Here is an 11,914-nt window from a genome sequence, read left to right on the forward strand (position 1 = left end):
ATCTCCAGCCCGGTCCTCCGTCCCGGCGGCGCGCACCGGTGTCCCCCGTTCGCGGTAACGTGAGGCCCCTATGAACGCCAAGCCCGACGTGCGGCTCCCCGCTGTTTCCGTGATCATGCCCGTCCTCAACGAGGAGCGGCATCTGCGCGGGGCCGTCCAAGCGATCCTCGCGCAGGAGTACGCCGGCGAGATGGAGGTCGTCGTCGCCCTCGGTCCGTCCACGGACCGCACGGACGAGATCGCCGCCGAGCTGGTCCGTGAAGACCCGCGTGTGCACACCGTCCCGAACCCGACCGGCCGTACGCCCGCGGCGCTGAACGCGGCGATCAAGGCTTCCCGGCATCCGATCGTGGTCCGCGTCGACGGCCACGGCATGCTCTCGCCCGACTACATCGCGACCGCCGTACGGCTCCTGGAGGAGACCGGCGCGCAGAACGTCGGCGGCATCATGCACGCCGAGGGCGAGAACGACTGGGAGCACGCGGTCGCCGCCGCGATGACCTCGAAGATCGGCGTCGGCAACGCCGCCTTCCACACGGGGGGCGAGGCCGGGCCCGCCGAGACCGTCTACCTCGGCGTCTTCCGCCGCGAGGCCCTGGAGCAACAGGGCGGCTACAACGAGGAGTTCATCCGCGCCCAGGACTGGGAGCTGAACTTCCGGATCAGGGAGGCGGGCGGGCTCATCTGGTTCTCGCCCGAGCTGAAGGTGTCGTACCGGCCGCGGCCGAGCGTGCGGGCCCTCGCCAAGCAGTACAAGGACTACGGCCGCTGGCGGCACGTCGTCGCCCGCTACCACTCCGGCTCCATCAACCTGCGCTATCTCGCCCCGCCGACGGCGGTGTGCGCGATAGCGGCCGGGCTCGTGGCCGGCGCGGCGCTCACCCCGTGGGCCCTCGTCGTCCCCGGTGGCTACCTGGCGGCGATCGTCGCGGGCTCGCTCCCGGCGGGCAAGGGGCTGCCCCCCAAGGCCCGGCTGCAGATCCCGGTGGCCCTGGCCACCATGCACATGTCGTGGGGCTGGGGCTTCCTGACCAGCCCGAAGTCGCTGGCGCGGAAGGTCATCGCGTCACGGCGGCCGGCGGTCCTCAGCGCCTGATCATCCGTCGGGGCCCCGCTGCCGGGGCCCCGGTGCCGGTCACCACTGATAGGGCTTGTACACGTCCATGCACTTCGACGTGTCCGAGCCGTTCACGGCATCGGCGCCCTGGGGGATGTCCCCCGCCTTCGGCTTCGGTGGCTTGGGATAAGAGGCGCCGGTACGCCAGTCCGCGCCGACGACGACCGTGACCCCGGACACATCGGTCGACTGTTTCACCGAACTCGTCGGGATCCCGAGGGCCTTGGCCACGGCCTGGGCGTCACCCTGCAGATCCGCGCTCGGGTACTGCACGACCGTCTTGTCCTCGGACCGCGTCCCCGAGGTGTCGGCCGCCGCCCGGCCGTAGCCCGCCCGCTCCAGCACCTGGCTGATCGCGAGCGCCCGCTGCGGCACCGCGGCCTCGGTCGAGGACTGCGTGGCGTTCTGCACCAGCACACCCAGCCGGCTCGGGTCCGTCGAAGGCGTCCTGGCCGCCGTTCCCTTGTCGGCTACCTGCTTCACCTCCGCCTTCGTGCCGTTCTTGTCCAGCGGCACGTCGTCGCGGAGCATCTGCCACAGCGCGTCGGCGTTGGCCGTGTCCGGCACGACGTGGTTCCGGGGGTCCCGCGGGTCCTCGGTGTTGGGCATCGTCACGGACGTGATGCGGTTCGACGGCACCGACTTCATCTCCATGCCCAGGTCATAGAGCTTCTTGACGGTGCCGATCTCCTCGGAGACCTTCAGCGACTTGGTCGCGGCCTCCGCCAGGTCCATCAGGCGCCCGGTGTCGGTGAAGATGTTCTGCTGCCGCAGCGTGCGCATCATCGAGTTCAGGTACATGTGCTGGGCGCGGGCGCGCATCAGGTCGCTGCCCCAGGCGTGCCGGGTGCGCAGCCACTGCAGCGCCTGCTCGCCCTTGACCTGGTGGGTCCCGGCTGTCAGCTTCAGCCCGGAGCCGCCGCGCTGGGCGGGGGTCGGGTGGTCCCACACGTTCTGCTTCACACAGACGTCGACGCCACCGATGGCGTCCGCCATCCGCACCACACCGGAGAAGTCGATCGTCATCCAGTGGTCGATGTAGACCCCGGTGAGGTTCTCCCAGGTGGCCAGCGTGCAGCCGGCCCCGCCGCGGGCCAGGGTGGTGTTGATGATGTCGTTGGTGGCCGGGTAGACCTTGCCGGTGTCCGGGTCGGTGCACTTGGGGATGTCGACGCGGGTGTCGCGGGGGATGCTCACCATGGCGGCGCTCTTGCGGTCCGCGGAGAGGTGGATCAGCATCTGCACGTCCGCGTTCGGGGGGCCCCCGACGCTGTCCCTGCTGCCGCCGAGCTTCAGGTTCTCCGCCGAGTTACGGCTGTCCGAGCCGATCAGCAGGATGTTCAACGGCGTCTGCCCGGCCGAGTTCGCCGGTGTCTTCTGCGCCCTGGAGTCGTCCCCGCTGCTGCGCTGGCCCTTCTGGATGTTCGAGTTCAGGTGCTGGTAATACAGGTATCCGGCGCCGGCCGTACCGAGTATGACCACCGTCAGCACGGTCGCCGACCAGCGTAGGGCGCGTCTTCTGCGCCGTGGCCGCTCGGCCTGGTGACCGTCTCTGCGCTGCCCCCCGCCCTGCCGGCCGGACCCCTTGGGCGTCCTTCGGTCCTGCGGTGCGAGCGACATCGTGTCGTCGACCGCAGGATCCTGCCCCCGCACATCACTCTGCGCCAAACTTCCTGCCCTCCCCACCCTTGCGCGTACCAACGGGCCCGTCCCGCTCCCAGTTAGACGCACGACGGGCCGATTGGGTTACCTATGAGGCGCACTTGGCCTTGTCTGCCGTGGACTTGTCGACGTCCGGCGCCTTGGAGGGAGCGGTCACGGAAACCCCCGCACCCTTGAAGTCCTTGCCCAGGGTCAGCGTCATCGCCGGCAGGCCCTGGGAGTTGGTCACGCTCTTGCCGGGTTCGAGCGCGGAACCGGGCAGGCCCATCAGCGCCGCCAGTTCACGGGCCTGGGCGGCCTGGTCGGGTGCGTACTCCAGCGTGGTGTTCTTCAGCTCCGCCGGTGCGTTGCCCGCGTTCTCCGACTTCAGCACGCCCTTGTCGGTCTGCAGCCAGGACAGGGTCTCCTGCGCGCTGCCCGGGTCGGCACCGCCGTTGAGGATCCGCACCCGCACGTCGGAGGGCGCTGACCTGCTGCCCTTCAGCCGCGCCGCCGCCGCGTCCTTCGCCGCCTTCTGCTTCTTCTTCACCTCGGTGAAGGAGACGTCGTTCTTGATCGCGTCGAACACCGCGGGCGCCGTCGTCTGGTTGACGACGACCGTCGCGTGCACCTTCTCCGCCGGGTTGTCGATCACGGGCACGGTGGTGAAGGAGATGTTCTTGGTCGGCACCTTCTTCAGTTCCAGTGCCATGTCCTTGAGGGTGCCGACCGAGCCGATCGCGCTGTCCACGGTGAGCGCCTTGGTCGCCGCCTCGGCGAGCTGCAGCACCTTGGTGGGGTCGGTCAGGGTGTCGCTGGAGGACATCTTGCGCATCAGGGATCCCAGGAACTGCTGCTGGGCCTTGATACGGTCCAGGTCGCCCTGGTTACCGAAGCTGTGCCGGGTGCGGACGAAGGCCAGCGCCTGCTCGCCCTCCACCACCGACTTGCCCGCGGGCAGCTTCAGATGGGACTGCTTGTCGTTCACGGGGTGCGTGACGCACACCTCGACGCCGCCCACCGCGCTCGTCAGCGTCTTCACCGCGTTGAAGTCGGCCATCATGAAATGGTCCACGTGGATGCCGGTGGCCGCCTCGACGGTGCGCATGGTGCAGCCCGGGTCGCGGCCGTCCTGGCCGAGGCTGGTGTTGAAGCGCACGTTGTCCGTGCCCGGGATGACCTTGGTGCTGCCGTCCTTCTGCTTCGTCGGGCAGTCCGGCACGTTCACGATCAGGTCGCGCGGGATGCTGAGCGCCGTAGCGTTCGTCCGGTCCTTGGCGACGTGCAGCAGGATGTTGGTGTCCGCGTGGCCGACGCTGCCCGAGTCGCCGTAGCCCTCGTTCCCCTTGCCGGTGCGTTTGTCCGTACCGATGATCAGCAGGTTGAACGCCTCGTCCTTGCTGAAGCCCTTCGAGCCCGCGTCACCGACGTCGGTCGTGGTGACGTTGCCCTCGAGGTGCTTGAGGTAGAGGTAGCCGGCCGTGCCGACGGCGACCAGCACGAACGCCGTGCCGCCGGCGGTCCAGGCGAGCACCTTCTTCGCCTTCGACTTCTTCTTCACCGGCCGCCGGGCCGACCGCCTGCGCTGCGGGGCCTCCGGCTCGGTGTTCCGGCGCCGGGCCGGCCGCGGCGACGGGACGTCACCCGCGCGTGCCTGGCGCATCTCGCGGGTCTCGCCGGGCGCCGAGTCGTTACGACGGCGCGGCCGGCCCTCGCCTGCCCGGGGGGCGGGTCTGCGGGGACCGGGGACCGACGACTGCGGGGCGGAAGCGCCCAGTCGCAGTTCGTATTCGCCGGTGTTCGGATTGAGCACCCACTGGTCTGCGGGGTCGATGTTGTCCGCCCGCCCACGGCCTTGCGCGTCCACGGTTGTCCGAATCCTCCGTCGGGGCCACGCGGCGCCTTCCCCCTCAAAGGCGCTCGGGTCTCGGTGAATCAGTGCACGACCCCAGGACGGACCTCGCGGCCGGGTGCACCGGATCGCTCACACTATCCGCCCAGTTCAGCGTCGAGCGACGCCGGTGACAAATTCCACCTGCCTACAACTGGGCAATCCGACCCATTTCCTGGACGGAAGTTCGGGGTCTTGATGTGCGCATTACTCACAGGTGTGTTCGGCGGCGGTGTTCCCGCGGAACGTGGGTGTCGGCGAGGGGACGCTCTTTTCGGGGGGCGGGGCGTCCTTTCCGTCCGTCCCCGCGGCCTCCTGCGGCGGATTCTGGGCCACCGCCACGGGCTGATCGGCCCGCAGCCGCGCGAAAAGCTTCTGGGCTTCGGGCTCCACGAGTTGGTCACGGTTGGCGTCGTAGACGTACGACTCCCTCGGTACGGTCAGGAACTGCACCCGTTCGGTGGGGATGTCGCGCAGCCCGCGCACCAACTGGTACAAGCCACGCAGACTGGCCAGTTCCGTATCGGTGGTCAGCGACGAGGTCGCCGCGTCCAGCACCGGATACAGCTTCACCGGGTTCAGCAGGACGTCGTTGCTCTGCATCTTGTCGACGAGCGCGGCGAGGAACCGCTGCTGGCGTTCCATCCGCTCGGTGTCGCTGCCGTCGCCGAGCGACTTGCGGGCCCGCACGTACCCGAGGGCCTGCTCCCCGTCGAGCATGACCTTCCCCGCGGGCAGCTTCAGCCGGGCCGCCTTGTCGGCTATGGGCTCCTTCAGGCAGACCTGCACCCCGTCGACGGCGTCCACCATCTCCTTGAACCCGCTGAAGTCCACCACCACGTGATGGTCGACCCGGATGTCCGTCAGCTTCTCGACGGTCCGGATCGTGCACGCCGAACCACCCACCTGGAAGGCATGGTTGAACATCGCGAACACCGGCTCGCTGCGGCTGCCGTCCGGCTGCCGGCAGCCGGGGATGTCCACCATCAGGTCCCTCGGCAACGACACGGCGGTGGCGCTGCGCCGGTCCGCGGCCAGATGCAGCAGGATCGTCGTGTCCGACCGCTCGCCGCCCAGATCGCGCCCGTACTCGCTGTTGCCGTCCCCGGCCCGCGTGTCGGACCCGATCAGCAGGATGTTCTGCGCGCCCCGCACCAGCTCGCCGGGCCGCTCCCGCTCGTAGCGGGCCAGTTCCCGGGCCGCGGCGTCGTCCGTGGTGATGTTCGCGTTGAGCTTGGCGTAGACGGCCCACCCGCCCGCGACGCCCGCCGTGACGAGCACGGCCAGCCCGAGCGCCGCCCCCTTCGCCCACCGCCGCCGACGCCGCCGCCGAAGCCCTTCCCCGGTGGCCGAGGCTCCGGGACCGGGAGCCTTGCCTACGGTCTCGGTCACGGGCGGGGCACCCCCTCATGGCGTACGAGCGTCGCGTCCTGCTCTTACGACCATGGCGGGGCAAGGCCCCGGAAGCGCCCTTTGCTACTCCAACCGGGGGAACGGCGGCCCTTCCCCCCGTTCAGCGGCGCACCGCCGTCACCCGCTCGCTCTCGATCCGCTTGGCGAGACCTTCCTCGTCCAGCCGGCCCAGATTCCGGCACAGCACCACGGACCCGCCGACGGCCAAAGGCGCGTACAACCCCGCGGTGAGCCCTTCCCAGGTGTCGTACGACATCCCCGACAGCAACCTCGACCCGGGTCCCGTCAGATCCAGCCCCGGCGCCTCGGCCAAGGCCCGCTGCACCACCTCGGCCCCGCTGAACTCCCGCCCGGCAACGATCAGCGCGGGCTCGTCCGGATCCACCGGAGCGAACGGCACAAAACGGTCCCCCTGCCCCGGCACCTCCACGGCGTAGTCGATGAACCCCTCCGGGGCCTGCGGAAACCGCCCGCCCAGCGGCCGCAGCGCGAGCGCGACCCGCTCCCCGCGGCAGGCCCGCGCGGCGTCGAGCGAGTCGGGTCCGCTCACCACGACGTCGGCCGCGGACGGATCCCCGCCCACATCGGCGATCACCCCCACGGACGCACACGCCAGCAGCCACACGGCGGTCTGCCAGTGCGCCGGCAGCAACAGCGCCACACGGTCGCCCGGCTCGGCGGCGAGGTCGCCCTGGAGAAGATTCGCGGTCTTGGCCACCCAATTGGCGAAGGTGGCCACGGACAGTTCGACGCGTTCGCCCGTGGCGTCGTCGTAGAAGGTCACCAGCGGGCGGCCGGGGTCCGCGGCGAGCGCGGAAGCCAGCAGGTCGGCGGGGGTGCGATCGGTGGCATTCACCCGGGAAAGGGTACGCGCGGGCGGGTGCGCGCAGGGTGCGGTGGGGCCACCGGTTCGGCGGAACGGTTTCCCGACGGACCGTCAGTTCACCGATGGACAGATTTGGATGGCTATGTCCAAGATCATGAACATGCGTGGAATCCTGAAACCGTCCAACGGCGCCCCGTCGTTCGCCGTCTCCTCGATCGGTGTCGCCTGCGCCGCGGCCCTCGCACTCCCGCTGCTGACCCTGCCCGCGACCGCCGTACCCGCCCGGCCGCCCGCGGCGGGCACCCCCGGCGGCACCCGGTCGCTGCCCCTCGTTCCCCTCACCCGCGAGCGGATCCTCGGCACCGCCCCGGAGCAGGGGCTGTACCGGCCGGGCGGCGAGCACTTCTCGCTGGTCGGGGTCGTCTGGGACGACCCGGACGCCGAACTGGACGGCCGGGTCCAGGTGCGTACCCGGTCTGCCGCGACGGGGAAGTGGTCCGGCTGGCAGGACGTCGAGACGCACAACGCCGACCACGGCGCCGACCCGGGAACGGCGGAACGAGGCGCACGGCGGGTGCGTGGCGCGACCGCACCGCTGTGGGTGGGCGCTTCGGGCGGCGTCGACGTACGGGTCCGCGCGGACGGCAGGGGCACGCGGGGTCACGGTACGGCGCGACCGCGGCCTCCGTTGCCTTCCGGGCTGCGCCTGGAACTTGTCGACCCTGGCGAGGACGGCCTCGGGGAGGAGGGGCCGTCCGTGGGGGTGCCGTCCGCGGGGGCGTCGGGTGAGGGTGCGTCGGCCGAGGGTGTGTCGGTCGGGAGTGGGCCGGCCGGGGGTGGGCCGGCTGGGGGTGCGTCGGCTGGGGGTGGGCGGTTTGAGGGTGCGTCGGCCGGAGGTGCGTCGGTCGGCGGTGGACGGTTTGAGGGCGCGTCGGCTGGAGGTGCGTCGGCCGGGGGTGGGCGGCCTGAGGGCGGGTCGGCCGAGGGTGCGTTGTTCGAGGACACGCCGACCGGGGATGCGTCAACCGGGGGTGGCCGGTCTGAGGGCGGGTCGGCCGGAGGTGCGTCAGCCGGGGGTGTCGCGGCCGAGGGCGTGTCAGCCGGGGGAGTGGCGGCCGAGGGTGCGCTGTCCGGGGACACGTCGGCCGACGGTGCGCGGTTTGAGGGGGCTCCGGCTGACGCGGCCCACACCGGTTCGCGCACGGACGCGGTGTGGGCGGCCTCGGTGGCCAACACCGACATCGCCCGCTTCGGCGCCAGGGAGATCCCCGCGCTGAGCAAGCGGGCCACCGAGCAGGAACTCGCGCGCCTCCAGGGGCCGTCGCGGGTCAAACCGCGCATCGGCCCGCGCCCGCGGATCGTCACCCGCCGCGGCTGGGGCGCGGACGAGTCACTGCGCGAAGACGGGTTCGCCTACACGAAGAAGATCAAGGCGGCCTTCGTGCACCACACGGCCTCGGGCAACAACTACACCTGCTCCGAGGCCCCCTCCGTCATCCGCGGTATCTACCGCTACCACGTCGACAGCATGGGCTGGCGGGACATCGGCTACAACTTCCTCGTCGACAAGTGCGGAACCATCTACGAGGGCCGGGCCGGCGGGGTGGCGAAGGCGGTCCTCGGCGCGCACACCCGCGGCTTCAACAGCAACAGCATGGGCATCGCCGTGATCGGCACGTACGGTACGACGAAGCCGTCCGGTGCGGCAGTTACCGCCATCGCCCGGCTCACCGCGTGGAAGCTCGGCCTGTACGGGGCCAATCCGCGCGGAAAGACATATCTCACGTCGGGTGGTGGCAACCTCTACCCCAAAGGTAAGAAGGTACGACTGAACGTGATCTCCGGCCATCGGGACGGTTTCGCCACCGAGTGCCCCGGCAGGCGGCTTTACGCCAAGCTGGGTACGGCCCGTGCCGGCGCGGCGCGCTACCAGGGGCGCTGAGGCGGCTGGGGCACGTGTTCGACGCAGACGTCGGGGGGCCCGCCGGTCTCATACCGTTCTCTCACCGATCTCGTGGGAAACCGCGCGGTCGTTAAGGGTGCCGCCGCTACGGTCTGCATACACTGACCGGCCGAAACGAGTGAAACGAGTAGTTCGGCCGATCCCGGCAGGAAGCAGAGACGACAGGTGACAGAAGCGATCCTCCTGGTCGGCGGCAGAGGCACCCGGCTGCGTCCGCTCACGGTGCACACGCCCAAGCCCATGGTCCCGGCCGCCGGGGTGCCGTTCCTCAAGCACCAGCTGGCGCGTGCCAAAGCGGCCGGCGTGGACCACATCGTCCTCGCCACCAGCTATCTGGCCGAGGTCTTCGAGCCGTACTTCGGTGACGGCTCCTCCCTCGGCCTGCATATCGAGTACGTGACCGAGGAGGAGCCGCTCGGCACGGGTGGTGCCATCCGCAACGTCGCCTCGCGTCTGCACTCCGGTCCCGACGAGCCGGTGCTGATCTTCAACGGTGACATCCTGACGGGCCTGGACATCAGGGCGCTGGTCGACACGCACCAGTCCACGGCCGCCGACGTCTCCCTCCACCTGACGAAGGTGGCGGACCCGAGGGCCTTCGGCCTGGTCCCCACGGACGAGACGGGCCGTGTCCTCGCCTTCCTGGAGAAGCCGCAGACTCCGGAGGAGATCGTCACCGACCAGATCAACGCGGGGGCGTACGTCTTCCGCCGCTCGGTCATCGACACGATCCCGCTGGGCCGCCCGGTGTCCGTGGAGCGCGAGACCTTCCCCGACCTCCTCGCGGCGGGCGCCCATCTCCAGGGCATGGTCGACTCCACGTACTGGCTGGACCTCGGCACCCCGGCGGCGTTCGTCCGCGGCTCGGCCGACCTGGTCCTGGGCCGGGCCCCGTCCCCGGCGGTCCCCGGCCGCTGCGGCGACAGCCTGATCCTTCCCACGGCCACGGTCGCCCCGGACGCCAAGCTGACCGGCGGCACGGTGGTGGGCGAGGGCGCGTTCGTGGCCGAGGGCGCGCGGGTCTCCGGCTCCACGATCCTCCCCGGCGCCGTCATCGAACCGGGCGCGGTCATCACCGACTCCCTCATCGGCACACGGGCCCGCGTCGGCGAACGCACCGTCCTGACCGGCACGGTCATCGGCGACGGCGCGATCGTCGGCGCCGACAACGAGCTCCGCGAGGGCGTGCGCGTGTGGTGCGATGCGCGTATTCCGGCGGGGTCGGTGCGGTTCTCGTCCGACCAGTAGCTCCAGGGCACCCTGGGGCCACGCCCCCAGGCCCCTCTTCCGGGGACTCTGCCAGGACCACGTCCGCGGCCCCTGCGGGCTCGCAGCACCGAGCGATTGCCGACCACGCCCGTCGTTGGCTGTCCACCGCTGGGCCGGTGCACACCGGCAGCGGCCGTACGCAGCCGCGCGGCAGCCGCGTCGCCTGGTCCGACGCCCACCCGGCAGCGACGTGACGCACATGGCCGCGGGCACTCGTGCCGCTGGGCCACGCCCGCCCGGCGGCGGCGTGACGTGTATGGCTGCGGGTGCTCGTGCCGCTGTGGTGGTGCCCGCCTGGCGGCGGCCGTCGTGCCGCTGTAGCTGCGGGTGTTGGTGCCCGCGTAGCTGCCGGGTACCGCGCCTGCTGGGTCGGCCGCCCGCCCGGTGGCGGCTGTCGTACCGCCGTAGCTGCGAACCGTGGTGCCCGCGTAGCTGCGGGCAGTCGTGCCGCTGGGGCGGCACGGGTGGGCGCAGCGGCACCCGGTCAGCGCGGGCGAGTGAAACCCACGTCCGGCCGGCGGCAGCATTCCGCACCGCGTCGGCGCGGGCGAGTGAAACCCACGTCCGGCGGCGGCAGCATCCCGCACCCCGTCGGCGCCGCCCAGTGAAACCCACGCCCGGGCCGGCGGCAGCGTGCCGTCGGTCCGGGCAAGGGAAACACCCCGTTGCCCAGCCGCAGCACAGCGCACCGTCAAAGCAACCCGATGTCCACCCGAGGCATCTTCGGCGCTCGCCGAGCCGGAACCCGGCCGCTCAGCAGGATCAGCCGAACCGCCCGATGCCGCTGCCCGGCATACGGCTCAAGCAAGCGCAGCATCACCGCATCGTCGGCATGCCGGTCCCCCGCCAACGCCCACCCCACGATCCCCGGCAGATGCAGGTCCCCGACCGTCACCGCATCCGCCGCCCCGTGGCTGCGCTGCACCACCTCCGCCGACGTCCACGGCCCGATCCCCGGCACGACCTCCAACCGGGCCTGAGCCTCGCCCGCCGGCATCGAAACCGCCTGCTCCAGCCGCGCAGCGACCCGTACGGCCCGCAGGATCGTCGACGCCCGCTTGTCGTCGACCCCGGCCCGATGCCACTCCCAGGAGGGAATCAACGCCCAGGTCCGCGGCGCCGGCATCACGAACATCGGCCGCTCGCCCGCCCCCGCGGGCCCCGGCGCCGGTTCCCCGAACCCGCGCACCAGCAGCCGCCACGCCCGATACGCCTCGTCGGTCGTGACCTTCTGCTCCAGCACCGACGGGATCAAGGACTCCAGCACCAGCCCGGTCCGCGTCAGCCGCAGCCCCGGCCGCCGATGCCGCGCCAGCGCCACCACCTTGTGCCGGGGCACGAACGCCTCCGGCTCGTCGGCCGCGCCGAGCCACTCGGGCAACCGGTCCAGCAGCCACTCCGCCCCGGGCCCCCACGCCTCACCGAGCACCTCACCGCCGTACGCCCGCACCCGCAGCGTGCCCGGCCCGGCGGGCGTACGGCAGGCCCGCCACACGGATCCGTCCGCGGTGGCCCGGAACGTGGGATCGGCCGGCCCGCGCCGCAGCGGTCCGAGCACCAGCCCGAGATCGAGCGGCCCGTCCGGCACCCACCGCCGTACCCGCGCCGGCGCCACCGCCTGCCGCGGTATCGCCACGGCCTCGCGCGCGGGCACGCCGACATGGCCGCCGCGTACGGTCGTACGCGTGGGCCGCTGAACGAAACGTCCTGCCACGAATGAGGTCCTCGGGGAAGCCGGTGCCGTGCTACGAGACTAGGTGGTCCTGGAGGGACCCGTACGGAACTCGCCCCCGG

General features: G+C 71.5%; 8 protein-coding genes. 3 read left to right on the forward strand and 5 right to left on the reverse strand.

Annotation, left to right across the window (positions count from 1 at the left end; all coding sequences use genetic code 11):
• Positions 1-70 precede the first annotated feature (70 nt).
• Positions 71-1,096, forward strand: coding sequence for a glycosyltransferase family 2 protein (locus BFF78_RS25255; protein ID WP_069780486.1), 1,026 nt, complete (start codon positions 71-73; stop codon positions 1,094-1,096).
• Positions 1,097-1,135: 39 nt separating this feature from the next.
• Here BFF78_RS25255 and BFF78_RS25260 read toward each other — a convergent pair whose 3' ends face one another.
• The 4 genes from BFF78_RS25260 to BFF78_RS25275 form a co-directional block, all read right to left on the reverse strand.
• Positions 1,136-2,737 carry an LCP family protein gene (locus tag BFF78_RS25260; RefSeq protein WP_069783803.1) on the reverse strand — a complete coding sequence of 534 codons (1,602 nt, stop codon included), beginning with the start codon at positions 2,735-2,737 and terminating at the stop codon, positions 1,136-1,138.
• A gap of 130 nt (positions 2,738-2,867) precedes the next feature.
• Positions 2,868-4,625 carry an LCP family protein gene (locus tag BFF78_RS25265; RefSeq protein ID WP_069780487.1) on the reverse strand — a complete coding sequence of 586 codons (1,758 nt, stop codon included), beginning with the start codon at positions 4,623-4,625 and terminating at the stop codon, positions 2,868-2,870.
• Between the two features lie 231 nt (positions 4,626-4,856).
• On the reverse strand, positions 4,857-6,041 hold the full coding sequence (locus BFF78_RS25270; protein WP_069780488.1) for an LCP family protein: 1,185 nt from the start codon (positions 6,039-6,041) through the stop codon (positions 4,857-4,859).
• A gap of 121 nt (positions 6,042-6,162) precedes the next feature.
• Complete coding sequence (locus BFF78_RS25275) at positions 6,163-6,918, reverse strand: TIGR03089 family protein (protein WP_069780489.1); 756 nt, start codon at positions 6,916-6,918, stop codon at positions 6,163-6,165.
• A gap of 130 nt (positions 6,919-7,048) precedes the next feature.
• Between BFF78_RS25275 and BFF78_RS25280 the strand changes: the two genes are divergently transcribed.
• Both BFF78_RS25280 and manB read left to right on the forward strand, forming a co-directional pair.
• Entirely contained in the window at positions 7,049-8,830 is a 1,782-nt protein-coding gene (locus BFF78_RS25280) for a peptidoglycan recognition protein family protein (RefSeq protein WP_099055093.1), read from the forward strand.
• Between the two features lie 186 nt (positions 8,831-9,016).
• A complete protein-coding gene (gene manB / locus BFF78_RS25285; RefSeq protein ID WP_069780490.1) occupies positions 9,017-10,099 on the forward strand; it encodes a mannose-1-phosphate guanylyltransferase in 1,083 nt (360 codons plus the stop codon).
• A 712-nt stretch (positions 10,100-10,811) separates the two neighbouring features.
• Here the strand turns inward: manB and BFF78_RS25290 are convergent.
• Positions 10,812-11,834 carry a DNA-3-methyladenine glycosylase family protein gene (locus BFF78_RS25290; protein ID WP_193433538.1) on the reverse strand — a complete coding sequence of 341 codons (1,023 nt, stop codon included), beginning with the start codon at positions 11,832-11,834 and terminating at the stop codon, positions 10,812-10,814.
• Positions 11,835-11,914: the final 80 nt, after the last annotated feature.

This window comes from Streptomyces fodineus, from assembly GCF_001735805.1.
Classification (GTDB): domain Bacteria; phylum Actinomycetota; class Actinomycetes; order Streptomycetales; family Streptomycetaceae; genus Streptomyces; species Streptomyces fodineus.

Excerpts from the sequence above, each read along its gene's own strand:
- BFF78_RS25255 (WP_069780486.1), top strand. The coding sequence starts at position 71 with ATGAACGCCAAGCCCGACGTGCGGCTCCCCGCTGTTTCCGTGATCATG.
- BFF78_RS25260 (WP_069783803.1), bottom strand. The coding sequence starts at position 2,737 with ATGTCGCTCGCACCGCAGGACCGAAGGACGCCCAAGGGGTCCGGCCGG.
- BFF78_RS25280 (WP_099055093.1), top strand. The coding sequence starts at position 7,049 with ATGCGTGGAATCCTGAAACCGTCCAACGGCGCCCCGTCGTTCGCCGTC.